This window comes from Neoaquamicrobium sediminum (assembly GCF_013240295.1).
Taxonomy (GTDB): domain Bacteria; phylum Pseudomonadota; class Alphaproteobacteria; order Rhizobiales; family Rhizobiaceae; genus Aerobium; species Aerobium sediminum.
This window is the reverse complement of record NZ_JABETK010000004.1, coordinates 39,863-53,584: the sequence shown is the minus strand read 5'-3', so window position 1 is coordinate 53,584 and position 13,722 is coordinate 39,863. Positions and strand designations below refer to the sequence as shown.

Sequence of the window (13,722 nt, the reverse complement as noted above, 5' to 3'; positions counted from 1 at the left end):
TTCGTGTCCGTTCAGGCGCTGGCGGCTGCGTGGCGACCGGCATTGCGGCCGGAGAAGATGCAGCCGCCGAGGAAGGTGCCTTCCAGCGCGTTGTAACCGTGATAACCGCCGCCGCCGAAGCCCGCCACCTCTCCGGCCGCATAAAGGCCGGGCAACGTGGCGCCGGTGGCGTCAAGAACCTGTCCGTCGAGATTGGTGTGGAGCCCGCCCAGTGTCTTGCGGGTCAGGACGTGCAGGCGTACCGCGATCAGCGGGCCGTGGGCGGGATCGAGGATGCGGTGTGGTTTGGCCGTGCGGATGAGCTTGTCGCCAAGATAGGCGCGTGCGCCGCGAATGGCTGTTACCTGCGCATCCTTGGAGAACGGGTTCTCGATCTCGCGGTCGCGGGCCTGGATCTGCGCCGCGATCCGCTGAGGGTCGAGCAGGTTCTCGCCGGTCATCGTGTTCATCGCCGAGACGAGCTCGGGCAGGGTATCGCGGACGATGAAGTCGGCGCCGTGCTTCTTGAAGGCCTCGACCGGCGGCGGCGCGCCCGCGCCCCGGCGGGTCTTGAGCACGTTCAGCCACTTGCCTGAGGTCAGGTCGGGGTTCTGCTCGGAACCCGACAGGGCGAACTCCTTCTTGATGATGCTCTGGGTGAGCACGAACCAGGAATAGTCATAGCCGGTGGAAAGAATGCGTTTCAGCGTCGACAGTGTGTCGAACCCCGGCATGCAGGGCGCAGCGAGGCGGTCACCCAGTGCGTCGAACCACATGGACGATGGCCCCGGCAGGATACGGATGCCGTGGTCCGGCCAGATCGGCACCCAGTTCTGCACGCCCTCTGTGTAATGCCACATGCGGTCGGCATTGATGAGCGCCGCCCCGGCGTCCTGAGCAATGGCGACCATGCGGCCGTCTACATGGTGCGGCACGCCGGCAACCATGGTTTGTGGTGCGGGTCCGAGGCGCTCGACAGGCCAGTTGGCGCGCACCAGGTCGAAATTGCCGCCGATGCCACCAGAGGTGACGATGACCTTCGGAGCGGAGAGTTCGAAGGCGCCGATCACGCCTCGCCCGGAGCGCTGGCCGCGTTCGGCGGTCGATGGTTCGAGCACTTCTCCGGCGACGCCTGTGACCGCACCATTGGTGGTGACGAGTCGACTCGCCTGGTGGCGGTACCTGATCTTTATGCGGCCTGCCTGCTCATGTTCGCCGACGCGGCGGATGAAGGGCGCCAGCACGCCGGGGCCGGTGCCCCATGTGATATGGAAACGCGGAACGGAATTGCCGTGGCCATCGGCCAGCGCGCCGCCGCGTTCGGCCCAGCCGACGACCGGAAACCAGCGCATACCCATCGCGTGAAGCCAGGGGCGCATCTCGCCGGCAGCAAAATCGACATAGGCTTCGGCCGTGCAGCGTGGCCAGTAATCCTCCTCGCGATCGAACTGGGCGGAACCCATCCAGTCCTGCACGGCAAGTTCGCGACTGTCGCGGATGCGCATGCGGCGCTGCTCTGGGCTGTCGACAAAGAACAGGCCGCCCAACGACCAGAAAGCCTGGCCGCCCAGCGCATTGCTGCCTTCCTGTTCCAGGATGACGACCGATCGGCCGGCGTCGGCAAGCTCTGCGGCTGCGACAAGGCCGGCAAGTCCGCCGCCGATGACGATGGCGTCCGCCTCGTCGGCCATGATCCCCTCCCTAGGGTTTGTTTTCCGGCCGCAAGATTGCCGTTGTTTGGAGCGGATGGTCAACGGGCGGCAAAAAGGGGATGCACAAACTAAGAAGGCCGCCGAAAACGGCGGCCTTCTAAGCAATTCAACGGAGGTCAAACGGGATCAGCTACCGTTCTGGAGGCCGTGAATGGTCTGCTGGATGCCGCGGACCTGGCCGGAGAGCGCCTGATAGGAGGCGGCGCTCAGGTCGCCACCATTGGTGGCCTTCTCCTGGGCAGCGGCCTGCCTTACGGCGTCGATCTGCGCACGGACCTGGGCCGCGCTGCCGGCGTCGACAGCGGTCGAGCGGTCACCGGCCTGCAGGTTGGTCTGAGCTGCAACCAGGGCTGCATCGAGCTGCCTTGCATAAGACGTCTGCGGCAGCGAGATCGAGGAAGTGTACATTGCATCCACGTTCGGGAGGCCACGCGTTGCGTCGTCCTCAGCAAAGGCACCTGCCAGAGGCACGGAAACCAGAAGCGCGGAAAGGGTGGTCTTGAGAGTAAGGTTACGCATTTTCTTTCGTCCATTCCTTGACCGACTGTTGGGAGCCAGTGGTCAGATCTTGGCCGTCTGAGCCTGCCTTGTCACAGCGTCCTTCCCAAAACGCCGCCGGCAGGTTCCGGCCACGACGAAGAATAGGTGTACCGTCTGGACGGTTCAAACTTACCTAACGTAAGCATAGGCGGTCAGAATTGATGAGACGGCTCACGAAACCTCGGAAATTCAATAACTTCGCGGCATGGTTGAATTTTTTTGAACGTGATTTTTTCTGTTCAGCCGCCATACCGGGCTTCGAGATGCCGGCGGAAATGGTCCGCGTTCAACGGTTCTCCGGTGGCGCGTTCGATCAATTCCGGCGTCGACCAGCGCGAACCCTGCGACCAGATACGCTCGCGTCGCCAATCGTTGACGCGATCGAAGCGCCCTTCGGCAAAGTCTGCCGATACGTCGGGATGCTCGCGCTCGATAGCCGTCCATTGCTGCGCGGCGATCATGGCGCCGAGCGTATAGGAGGGGAAATAGCCGAATGCGCCGGACGGCCAGTGGACATCCTGCATGGGGCCGTCGGCGGGATTGTCTATGGTGGAAAGGCCGAGATAAGCCTGCATGCGCGCATCCCAGGCTTCCGGTAGATCGGCAACCTCGAGGCGGCCGGCAACCAGATCCTGCTCCAGCTCGAAGCGCAGGATGACGTGCAGCGGATAGGTGACCTCGTCGGCATCGACACGGATCAGCCCGCGCTCGACCCGGTGCACGTGCGGCAGGATGTCGTCCAGCGACCAGTCCTCGCCAAGATGGCGCTCGACCATCGGCAGTGCCCAAGTCCAGAAGGCCGGATTGCGGCCGATCTGCTTTTCCACGAACAGGCTCTGGCTTTCGTGGATCGCCATGCCGCGCGCCTTGCCAAGCGGCCAATGTGCCCACTCGCGCGGCAGGCCCTGTTCGTAGAGCGCATGGCCCGTCTCGTGCAGCACGCCCATCAGCGCCGACAGGAATTCGGTCGTGCGGTAGCGCGTGGTGATGCGCACGTCCGTGGGCACGCCACCGCAGAATGGGTGGTGCGAGACCGAGAGGCTGCCATGCGTGACATCGAAGCCGACAGCGGCCATCAGCGCCAGCCCCAGCTCGCGCTGCCTGTCGACGGGATAGGTGCCGGAGAGCGCTTTCAGCGGTCGCTTGGCCAACCGCTTCTCTTGCACGTCGATGGCGCGCGGCACGAAGTCGACGAGGAACGTCTTCAGCTCTTCCAGAACCGGCCCGACATCGGCGACGCGGTTGCCCGGGTCGAATTGTTCCATCAGCGCGTCGTAGGGGTCTAGCTTCAACGCTTCGGCACGCAATTGCGCTTCCTCGCGCACGAGGTCGACCACACCTCCGAGCGCCGGCTGGAAGCCGGCCCAATCGTTGCGGGCACGCAGGTCGCGCCAGAGATGCTCGCAGCGCATGCGGGTGCGCATCTGGCGTTCGACGAATTCCGGCGGCAGGCAGGTCAGGTTCAGATGCTGGCGCCTGAACTCGCGCAGTGCGGCCGCCTGATCCTCGTTGAGCGCCTCGTCTTGGGCCGCTTCGATCCAGTCGGCAATTTCCGGCGCCGTCGCCATGCGGTGATGCATGCCGGCCAGCGTGGCCATCGCCTCGGCGCGCGCCTCGCCACCGCCGACTGCCATCTGGGTGGCCTCGTCGGCGCCGAGGATGGCAAGGGCGTGGCCGAGGGCTTCGAGCCGATGGCCCAGTTCGTCGAGTTTCTGGAAGGACATGCGGATTTCCCGATTGCGATGATGGTGAAGGGGACACGAAGGCATAGCTGCTTGCAAGAGCCAGCAAAGCGCTGAAGTCTAGTCAGGGGTGGCGGCCAGCGCCCGTGCCAGCACTTCGAAGATCTGCGGCTCGCCCATTTGAGCCACGTTGAAGCGCATGTAGCGGGAGGCGTTTTGCGAGACACTGAAGACATTGCCTGGCGCCAGCACCACGTCGTCGTTCAGCGCAGCGCGTGCAATCTCGGCTGAATCGCACCCGTCGGGCAGGCTGCACCACAGGTAGAAGCCCCCACGCGGCATCATCCAGGGAGAAATACCCAACCTTTCCAGCTTGTTCGCCACGTCGCGCCGGGCGTGGTTCAGCCTGCGCCGCACACCCTCCAGATGCTTGCGGTAGCTGCCGTCGCTCAACGATGCGAAAACCAGCTCGGCGGCGACAGGACTGACGCCCCCGAAACTCGTGGCGACCTGCAGATCGATCAAGGCGTCGATCCAGTCCCCGCGGGCGGCGATGTAGCCGCAGCGGATGGATGCGGAGAGAGTCTTGGAGAAACTGCCGATGCGGATCACAGATGACAGGCCGTCGAGTGTGGCGAGACGCGCCGACGGTTCCGGCTCGAAATCGGCGAAGATGTCGTCTTCGACGATCGTCATGCCCTGTTCGGTCGCAATGTTGAGGATGCGATGGGCGGCCTGCGGCGACAGCGTTGCCCCGGTGGGGTTATGCAGTGCCGAATTGGTGATGTAGAGCCGCGGCCGATGTTGCGCGACCACGTCCGCGAACCGCTCGATGTCCGGGCCGTTCGGCGTGTAGGGAACGCCGACAATTGTCGCCTGGTGGGCGCGCAGAAGGGCCTGGAAATTGAAATAGCAGGGATCATCGACAAGCACGATTTCGCCCGGCCTGACGAGAAAGCGGCAGATCAAGTCGATCGCCTGCGTTCCCGACCCCGTCAGCAGGATACCGTCTGGTCCTGCGTCAACACCTTCCGTCGCGAATTGTCTGGCCAGCAGGTGTCGCAAGGCCAAGGGGCCGCGCGTTGCGCCATAGTCCGAAAGAATTGCAGCGTCGGTTCTCGCTACCTTGCGTAAGGCGCGCCGGATAGCGTCGTTGGGCATCCAGTCGGCGGGCAGCCAGCCGCAGCCGGGCTTCGCGACCGCGGGGGTGGCATCCAGCGATTGGCGGGAAACCCAGAATGGATCTAGCGCCCGGTCGAGCTTCGGGCCGATTTCAGTCAGTGTCAGCGGCGGTGGCGCGCTGGCAACGTAGAAGCCTGAACCCTGCCGGGCGCGGATAAGCCCCTCGGCGGCGAGGCGGTCATAGGCTTCGACAACCGTAGACGGCGACACCGCCATCGTGGCTGCAAAGGCGCGGATGGAGGGCAGGCGATCGCCGGTGCCGAGCGCCCGGCGCGCGACCCTGGCGCGGATCGCCTCCATTACTTCCTCGGTACGCGTCTGACGATCCTGCAAGATGCGATGCCTCGATTGTATTGTCGATCGGTACCATACAGTTTTGCCAAATTGTATCGTACTGTCGCTGTCCGTGCCAGCCCTTGCCAGCTACGAACCCAGCTTTGCAGGAGGGATCATGAAAGCGGAAACGGCGGGGTGGGGCAGCGGGCTTCTGGGCGTCATCATCTTCAGCGGATCGCTGCCGGCGACGCGGGTTGCGATCGGCGGCTTCTCGCCACTGTTCCTGACGTCGGTGCGCGCGGTGATCGCCGCCTTGCTCGGGATGGCGCTACTGGTCGCGTTGCGGCAGAAGCGGCCGGCGCGAAGCGATCTGGGCTCTCTTGCCGTCGTTGCGCTCGGCGTCGTGGTCGGCTTCCCCTTGCTGACGGCGCTGGCATTGCAACATATCAGCGCGGCGCGCTCGATCGTCTTTATCGGCCTGCTGCCGCTTTGCACCGCGATATTCGGCGTCCTTCGCGGCGGTGAGCGGCCGAAGCCGGCTTTCTGGCTGTTTTCGATAGCCGGCAGCGCTCTGGTGGCGGGCTTCGCCTTGAGCGAGAGCGGAAACGGCTCCCTGACGGGCGACTTGCTGATGATCGGGGCCATCCTGCTTTGCGGGCTGGGTTACGCCGATGGCGCCACCCTGTCTCGCCGCCTGGGTGGCTGGCAGGTCATCTCCTGGGCCCTGCTGCTGTCGTTGCCGGTGATGGCCGTTCTTGCGCTGGCAACGTTGCCGGATACGCTTGCCGATGTGCAGATGCCGGCATGGATCGGGCTCGCCTACGTGTCGGTGTTCAGCATGCTGGTCGGCTTCGTGTTCTGGTATCGTGGGCTGGCGCTGGGCGGTATTTCCGGCGTCGGTCAACTTCAGTTGCTGCAACCCTTCTTCGGGCTGGCGCTGGCGGGTCTGCTGCTTGGCGAACCGGTCGCCTGGAGCATGATCGCGGTCACGGCTCTCGTGGTTCTATGCGTGGCGGGAGCGAAGCGGTTCGCCTGAAGCTCGGAACCATCGCAGCAAACTGCTTGCGCATCGCACTGGATCGGTGCTGAAACAGCGGTGTCGAGGCAAGTAGAGGGAAACCGCGATGATCGCCACCATTCTCATCGGGCTGGTCGCCCTGATCCACGTCTACATCGTCGTGCTGGAAATGGTGCTGTGGGATACGCCGCGGGCCGTGCCGCCTTTGGCACGACGCCGGAGTTTTCAGCATCGACAAAAGTACTTGCTGCCAACCAGGGGCTCTATAACGGCTTCCTCGTTGCGGGGCTCGCGTGGGGGCTCTGGCTCGGCGAGGCGGGATCTCGGGGTAAAGGTATTCTTCCTGCTTTGCGTGCTGGTCGCGGGGCTCTACGGCGCTGCGACTGCCAGCATGAGGATACTCTACGTTCAGGCGGTGCCCGCAGCGCTGGCCCTTCTGGCATTGTGGATCGGCATCTAGCGCTCGGTCAGCTTCAGCTCGATACGGCGATTGCGGTCGCGCGCTTCCTGCGTGTCGGCCGGGTCGAGCGGCTGGAATTCGCCGAAGCCGGCTGCGACCAGTCGCTCGGGCGGCACCCCGTTCTCGATCAGGAACTTGACCACGGACGTGGCGCGGGCGCTTGAGAGCTCCCAATTGTCGCGATAGCGGCCCGTGCCCGATAGCGGGATGTTGTCGGTGTGGCCGTCGACGCGCAGTACCCAGTTGATTTCCGGCGGGATCTCGCGCTGCAGTTCGAGGATTGCTTCTGCCAGCTTTGCCATCTCCTCGCGGCCGGCGTCATTGATCACTTCCGAACCGGAGGGGAACAACACCTCGGACTGGAAGACGAAGCGGTCGCCGACGACGCGGATGCCTTCGCGGTCGGACAGGATTTCACGCAGACGGCCGAAGAAGTCGGACCGATAGCGGTTCAATTCCTGGACGCGCTGGGCCAGCGCTACGTTGAGCCTGCGGCCAAGGTCAGCGATCTTGGTGTTGGATTCGCGATCACGCGCCTCCGAGACCTCCAGTGCGGCCTCAAGCGCGCCGATCTGGCTGCGCAATGCGGCTATCTGCTGGTTCAGCAGTTCGACCTGGCTGAGTGCGCGCTGGCTGAGTTGGCGCTCCTCGTCAAGCTCGCCCGAAAGCTGCGATGCGCGCTGCTCGGCTTCCGCACCGGCGCCTGCTCCAGTCGCCAAGAGCTGCTCGAGACGCGACCGCTCGCTTTCCGCTTGTGACAGCGAGGCACGCATGTTGGATAGCATGTCCTCGAGATCCTGCGAATTCGACTGTTCGAGGGCGAGAAGCTGGGTCAATTCATTGATTTGGGAGTTCAGCCGGGTGAGTACCGCATCGCGGCCGGTGATCTCCTGGCTGAGCAGGAACTGCGCCAGTACGAAGACCGACAGCAGGAACATGATGGCAAGCAGCAGCGACGACAGGGCATCGACGAAGCCCGGCCAGTAATCGACGCTGCGATTGTTGCGCCTGCGCGCCAGCGCCATCTCAGCCCTTCTCCTGCTTGCGGATGGCGTCGGTGAGCTTGTCGAGCGTCACGCGCATTGCCTTCTGCTCGTTGGCTTGAGCCTCCACCCAGTCGCGCATCAGTTGCTGCTCGGAACGCATGTTCTTGACCAGACCGCTGATACCATCGGCAAGGCTGGCCATGGAGGCTGCGATGCGGGGATTGGAGGTGCCGTCGCCTTCCTGCATGGTGCGCAGGCGCTCCGACAACGCCTTGAGTTCTTCCGACGTGTTTGCGGCATCCGTGCCGACGGCAAAGTCCGAGCCGACATCCGTAACCGACGACAGCCAGTTTTCCAGTTCCGTGTAGAAACGCGTCTGGGCGCGACCTGCCTGAAGGTCGAGAAAGCCCAACACCAGCGAGCCGGCAAGGCCGAACAGCGAGGACGAGAACGCAGTGCCCATGCCGGAAAGCGGCGCCGAAAGGCCCGCCTTCAGCGTATCCAGCACGTCGTTGACGTCGCCCGAGCCGGGATCGAGCGTCTGGATGGTGGTGCCGATCGCGCCGATGGTCTGCAGCAGGCCCCAGAACGTGCCAAGCAGTCCGAGGAAAATCAGCAGGCCGGTCAGGTATCGCGAGATGTCGCGGCTCTCGTCGAGGCGCGTGGCGATTGAATCGAGGATCGACCTCATGGAACTGGTCGACAACGTCATGGTGGACGAGCGTCCCAGTAGTGCCTTCATGGGGGCCAGCAATACAGGATCGCGCGCCTGCGTGCCGGCCCTGAAGGAATTGACCCAGCGAACCTCGCGCACGAGGCGGAATACCTGCCCGAAGACAAGCAGGATGCCGACCACCAGCACGCCGAGGATCAGCCCGTTGAGGCCAGGATTGGTCTGGAAGGCGGTCGAAATCTGGCGATAGAGGATGGCCGCGACGAAGCCCACGATGGCCAGGAATATGAGCATCGACAGCAGGAAGACCTGGGGGCTCGACAGGTTGCGCGGATCGTATTCCGCGCCCTCGCTGAGACCGTCGTCAGCTCCCAGGGTTCTGAGAAATGCCATTGGCGCGCCTCTGTATTGATTTCGGCATCAAGGTGATGGCGACTCTAAACGGAATTATGACTAAATTGAAAGGTGACGTGTTGGGTGCGTTGCGCATCATCGCGCCATTCTGAATTGGTAGTGCTCGAGCTGCGTGAAACCGAGCGCTTCTGCAAAGGCTTGATATCTCGCGGGAATGAGCTGCGGGACGCGGATCGGCCTTTCGCCGGCCAGCCCTTCGATAATGGATAGAAGCGCGCGAGCGTGCCCTTGCCGTCTCGATCCAGGGTGGACATAGATCATCCTGACCTCGATCGCGGTCTCTTGGGAAAGATTGACGAGCGCGACGGCGTCTCCGTTGCAGATCACCTGCCATGGCGCCTCAAGGCGGGCCAAGGTAACGGGTTGCAGTTGCCAGGGCAGGTCGTCGGTCTTTTCCTCGTGCATCAGTTCTACAAGGATGTCGGGCGAGGAAAGTTCCGGCGTAGCTGGGTCTAGCTGTGCGTTTGGCACCGGCTTCTCGAAGCCGACGAGCCTGTCGATGCGAGCGAAACCAAAACGTTCATAGAGCTTCACCGCCGGATGGTTATGCTCGAACACCTCAAGCTCCATGCGGGCATCGCTACGCGCCGTGCTCTCGTGCACGAGCCTGTCCAGAACCTGTGAGGCCACGCCCTTGCCGCGAAAGCCGGTGCTGACGCCGAAGGCGGCAAGACGTGATAAACGACCGCGCCGCGCAACGAGGCCAATGGCGGCCACCTCGCCTTTGGCGAACGCGATGCCGCTTGCCTGCATGTCGAGATCTTCGGCCGCGAAACGCGCTGCCATCTGCGGCGCGGTCATGCGTATGGGGATCAGGTAGCCATCGTAGCAGAGCCGGAAAGCTTCGGCGATTTCGTTCCAGCCGAGGCCGTCGAGCGGGCGCCAGTCGAGAGTGGCGTGCGGCGAGCGCGTTGTGTCATTCGCCGCCATTCAGCCATCCCCCGCTTCTGGTCGATCAGCTCTTCTGCTGGATCGTCTTCAACAGGGCTTTGTGTATCGCCTCGTTGCCGGCGACGATGGTGCCGCTGTCGAACATCGCCTGTCCGCCGTCACGGTCGGAGCAAAAACCGCCCGCCTCGCGCACCATCAGAATGCCGGCGGCGAGGTCCCAGGGCGCCAGCCAGTTTTCCCAGAAGCCGTCCATACGGCCGGCCGCGACGTAGGCAAGATCGAGTGCGGCCGAGCCCAGACGGCGAATGCCGGCCGTCTCGCCCATCACGTTCTTCAACTCGACGAGCGCGCGCCCGTGGTGACCCCGGCCGAGATGGGGGATCCCGGTGCCGACCACCGCGTCGGACAGCTTCGAGCGGGCCGCAACGCGCAGCCTGCGATCGTTCATGAACGCGCCGCCACCGCGCTCGGCGGTATAGAGCTCGTCCATCGCCGGATTGTAGATGACACCGGCGACGATCTGGCCCTGGCGCTCCAGCGCGATGGAGATCGAAAAGATCGGAATGCCGTGCAGGAAGTTCGTGGTGCCGTCGAGCGGGTCCACGATCCAACGATGCTGGTCGTCGTCGCCCTCGACCGCGCCGCGTTCCTCCATCAGGAAGGCATAGCCGGGCCGGGCCTTGGAAAGCTCGGCGTGGATGATCTCCTCGGCCTTGCGGTCGGCCTGGCTGACATAGTCGCCAGGCCCCTTGAGCGAGACCTGCAGGTTCTGCACCTCGCCGAAGTCGCGCGCGAGCGAGCGGCCGGCCTTCATGGCAGCCTGTACCATGACGTTGATGATCGCCGAACGCGCCATTTACAGTCTCCGAAGGTCAGGTGTCAGCCGCTCAGGCGCGGCTGATGTAGGTAATCTCGTTGGTGTCGATGATGATCTTCTCGCCGGACGAGATGAAGGGCGGAACCATGACGCGAATGCCGTTTTCCAGCACTGCCGGCTTGTAGGAGGACGCGGCCGTCTGGCCCTTCACCACAGGGTCGGCCTCGGTGATGGTCAGCGTCACCTGGTCGGGCAGGGAGATGCCGATCGGGCGCTCCTCGTGAAGCTCGACGGTCACCTTCATGCCGTCCTGCAGGAACGCCGCGCGCTCGCCGACGAATTCCTTGTCGAGTTCGAGCTGCTCGTAGCTCTCATCGTCCATGAACACCAGCGCGTCGCCCTGTTCGTAGAGAAAGGTGAAATCCTTCTGCTCGAGGCGGACCTTCTCGACGGTTTCCGCAGCGCGGAAGCGCTCGTTCAGCTTGGTGCCGTTGATGAGGTTCTTGAGTTCGACCTGGTTGTAGGCGCCGCCCTTGCCGGGCTTCACCGCGTTCGTCTTGACCGCCACCCACAGGCCGCCATCGTGCTCGATGACGTTGCCGGGACGGATTTCGTTGCCGTTGATCTTAGCCATTGTGTGGTTCCGGAATTTGTGCGTGCCGCGCCGCAAGGGGCGCGCTTATCGGCGCTCCAAGACCACAAAACGGCCGGAGAGGCAAGAGAGCCGGCGCCGGCTTTCGCGAGAGCCTTCCGTCAGAGTACGGCGGCGCGCCTGCTGGCGAGCTGCATCTCATCTTCCGTGAGGCCGTTCAACTGGTCTTCCATGACCATGTCGACTAGGCCCGCCCGCCGCGCGCGCAGATACCATGCGGCGGCCGTCACCCGATCAGGTTCGACGCCGATGCCGGCGCGATAGAGCTTGGCGATGCGGTTCTGGGCTGCGGGGTTGCCGGCCCGTGCCGCACGCAGCAGCCAGGCAAAACCGGCTTCCCGGTCGCGCTCGCCTCCAATCCCTTCCACCAGCCATGTGCCGAGCTGGATCTGCGCGGTATCGAAATTCTGCGCTGCCGCCAGTTCCAGCCATCGCCGCGCCTCGTTCATGTCGACCGGCTTGCCGCCGAAGCCCTGCTCGTAAATCTGCGCCATGGCGTACTGGGCATCGGCAAGGCCGGCCTCGGCGGCTTTCTCGTAATAGGCGGCAGCCGTCTTCATGCCTTCCGGCGACTGATCGCGGCTGTTCGTCATCTGCGCGAAATTGAACTGAGCCAGCCTGTTGCCCGCGTCGGCAGCCTCCTTCAGAAGCGTGTAGGCACGATCCGGATCGCCGATTTCCGCACCGCCGTCGAGCAGGATCATGGCGAGCTGGAAAACCGCCTCGGGCACCTTCTGCTCGGCAGCCTTCTCGTACCATTCCATCGCGGTCACGACATCCTGCCGGACGCCCAGCCCGCGCGAGTAGATCTCGGCAACGAGGGTCTGCGCTGCCGGATTGCCCTCGAGTGCGAGCGGCGTCGCCAGATTGAGTGCTGTCTTATAGAGCCCCCGCTGGAAGGCGCCGTAAGCGACGTCTGCCGGCCGCTCGGAAAAGCGGTCGGGATCGACTGCCTCCGGGGCTGGAGTCGTGACCCTGCCGCCATCCGGGCCGGTGGTTTCGGCCAGAGCGGGCATGATCATCGACAGGCCCGCAATCAGGATGAAGGCTGGCCTGCGCACAACTCAGCCCTCCAGCTGTGGAGCCTGCGCGTCCAACGCGGCGTTGACCGTGGCAACGCTCTCGTCGGGATCGCGGTCGCCGGAAAAGATCGCCTCGGACAGGGCTACGAATTCGACGCCGGTGGCTGCGACCGTCAATGCACTATCCAACTCCACGCCGCCGGCGACAATGCAGGGGACCTGCACCATCTCCGCCCACCATTGGCCGAGCTTCAGATTGCGCGGATGGGGCTCCGGTTTGTTGTCGTAGCCGAACCGGCCGAAGAAGAGATAGTCGGGCCGCGCCTCGCCAAGTTCCAGCGCATCGTCGCGATTTGTGGCGCCGCCGGTCCCGATCATCAGCTTGGCCTGATGCTTGGCGATGATTTCCTCAAGTTCGCGCCGGTCGGTCTCGACATGAAGGCCATCCGCGCCGGTGCGCATGGCGACACGGCTGCTCTCGCCGATCACCACGGCAACGCCGTGTTCCTGGGCGGCTGGCACGACGCGTTCCGCGTAAAGCTGGAACGCATCGTCGTCCATTTCCCAGCCCGGCAGGATGAGGGATGCGACATCGCCCCCGTCAAGCGCAGCAATAAGCCGGCCTGCCTCAATTTGGGGCGGCGCGATGAGCACTATACGGCAACGCGAGGGTGCTTCTGTCGGATTCATCGGATACCTGCGATTGCGCCTCAATGGCGGGCGATCATGGTTGGAATGCGGCATAGAACAACCCGGCCCGATTGAACAGGGGCGGTTCGAACTAGCGCTCCTCGACGATGCGCTCGACCATGAAAAGCAGATACGCCTCTGTCTCGGCACGCACCAGTGCCCGATCCGCCTGGGTTGGCGCTACGAGGTAAAGGTCCACCATCGTGCCAAGTGCAGCACCCAGAAGCTGCATCTGGAGGGGGTTCACTTCCGTATCGCGCGAGAAACGCTCGAAGAATGGGGCCACAAGATCGGTAATGACACGGTCGCCGGTTGAAGTGCGATCAACCTCGATCGGACGCAGCAGACGCATCGTTGCAAGCAGCCCGGCATGCGCGGGCATAGCCTCCGCAGCTTCCAGGTAAACGCCAAGCAGATGCCGCGCCGCATCTTCGATCGGCGTCCCATCCTCTAGATCCTCGAGTGCTGCGTGGCATGTATCGATCAGCCTGGCGACCGTCGTGTCGTAGGCTGCCAGCAGCATCGCGTCGCGGTCGGCGAAGTAACGATAGATCGTGCCCACGGCCACGCCGGTGTCGCTGGCCACACGCGTCGTGGTGACCGCCTGAGTGCCTTCTTGGGCGACAATCGTCTCCACAGCCGAAAGCAGGCTTGCACGGGTCTCGATAGCCCGCTGCTGCCGTGGCCGCGCACCCTTCGGAGCGGTGTCTTCCTTCATATATGAATTC

General features: G+C 63.9%; 14 protein-coding genes. 2 read left to right on the top strand and 12 right to left on the bottom strand.

The window, feature by feature from the left end:
• Positions 1-11: 11 nt before the first annotated feature.
• The 4 genes from HK436_RS26175 to HK436_RS26160 all read right to left on the bottom strand — a co-directional run bounded on the left by HK436_RS26175 (position 12) and on the right by HK436_RS26160 (position 5,395).
• Positions 12-1,670: an FAD-binding dehydrogenase gene (locus HK436_RS26175; protein WP_173194614.1), complete on the bottom strand. Its 1,659-nt coding sequence runs from the start codon at positions 1,668-1,670 to the stop codon at positions 12-14.
• 147 nt (positions 1,671-1,817) lie between these two features.
• Complete coding sequence (locus tag HK436_RS26170; RefSeq protein ID WP_173194613.1) at positions 1,818-2,210, bottom strand: hypothetical protein; 393 nt, start codon at positions 2,208-2,210, stop codon at positions 1,818-1,820.
• Between the two features lie 260 nt (positions 2,211-2,470).
• Complete coding sequence (locus HK436_RS26165; RefSeq protein WP_173194612.1) at positions 2,471-3,955, bottom strand: carboxypeptidase M32; 1,485 nt, start codon at positions 3,953-3,955, stop codon at positions 2,471-2,473.
• A 78-nt stretch (positions 3,956-4,033) separates the two neighbouring features.
• The gene (locus tag HK436_RS26160) at positions 4,034-5,395 is read right to left on the bottom strand and encodes an aminotransferase-like domain-containing protein (protein ID WP_173194832.1); all 1,362 of its coding nucleotides are present in this window, start codon (positions 5,393-5,395) and stop codon (positions 4,034-4,036) included.
• 151 nt (positions 5,396-5,546) lie between these two features.
• Here HK436_RS26160 and HK436_RS26155 point away from each other — a divergent pair, with 151 nt between their 5' ends.
• Together HK436_RS26155 and HK436_RS26150 are read left to right on the top strand one after the other, a co-directional pair.
• Positions 5,547-6,407: a DMT family transporter gene (locus HK436_RS26155; RefSeq protein WP_173194611.1), complete on the top strand. Its 861-nt coding sequence runs from the start codon at positions 5,547-5,549 to the stop codon at positions 6,405-6,407.
• 88 nt (positions 6,408-6,495) lie between these two features.
• Positions 6,496-6,849 (top strand): DUF1304 domain-containing protein, encoded by a 354-nt coding sequence (locus HK436_RS26150; RefSeq protein WP_376769216.1) that lies wholly within the window; start codon positions 6,496-6,498, stop codon positions 6,847-6,849.
• Here the strand turns inward: HK436_RS26150 and HK436_RS26145 are convergent.
• The 8 genes from HK436_RS26145 to HK436_RS26110 form a co-directional block, all read right to left on the bottom strand.
• Complete coding sequence (locus HK436_RS26145; protein ID WP_173194610.1) at positions 6,846-7,874, bottom strand: peptidoglycan -binding protein; 1,029 nt, start codon at positions 7,872-7,874, stop codon at positions 6,846-6,848. The genes HK436_RS26150 and HK436_RS26145 overlap by 4 nt on opposite strands.
• Before the next feature lies 1 nt (position 7,875).
• Positions 7,876-8,901, bottom strand: a complete 1,026-nt coding sequence (locus HK436_RS26140) for a MotA/TolQ/ExbB proton channel family protein (RefSeq protein ID WP_173194609.1) — start codon at positions 8,899-8,901, stop codon at positions 7,876-7,878.
• A gap of 96 nt (positions 8,902-8,997) precedes the next feature.
• Positions 8,998-9,852 carry a GNAT family N-acetyltransferase gene (locus HK436_RS26135; RefSeq protein WP_173194608.1) on the bottom strand — a complete coding sequence of 285 codons (855 nt, stop codon included), beginning with the start codon at positions 9,850-9,852 and terminating at the stop codon, positions 8,998-9,000.
• Positions 9,853-9,877: 25 nt separating this feature from the next.
• A complete protein-coding gene (locus HK436_RS26130; RefSeq protein WP_173194607.1) occupies positions 9,878-10,669 on the bottom strand; it encodes an inositol monophosphatase family protein in 792 nt (263 codons plus the stop codon).
• Positions 10,670-10,700: 31 nt separating this feature from the next.
• Positions 10,701-11,264 (bottom strand): elongation factor P, encoded by a 564-nt coding sequence (gene efp / locus HK436_RS26125; RefSeq protein WP_173194606.1) that lies wholly within the window; start codon positions 11,262-11,264, stop codon positions 10,701-10,703.
• A gap of 119 nt (positions 11,265-11,383) precedes the next feature.
• Positions 11,384-12,343, bottom strand: coding sequence for a tetratricopeptide repeat protein (locus HK436_RS26120; protein ID WP_312860763.1), 960 nt, complete (start codon positions 12,341-12,343; stop codon positions 11,384-11,386).
• Between the two features lie 3 nt (positions 12,344-12,346).
• Complete coding sequence (locus HK436_RS26115; RefSeq protein WP_173194605.1) at positions 12,347-12,994, bottom strand: thiamine phosphate synthase; 648 nt, start codon at positions 12,992-12,994, stop codon at positions 12,347-12,349.
• 91 nt (positions 12,995-13,085) lie between these two features.
• The gene (locus HK436_RS26110; protein ID WP_173194604.1) at positions 13,086-13,712 is read right to left on the bottom strand and encodes a TetR/AcrR family transcriptional regulator; all 627 of its coding nucleotides are present in this window, start codon (positions 13,710-13,712) and stop codon (positions 13,086-13,088) included.
• Positions 13,713-13,722 lie beyond the last annotated feature (10 nt).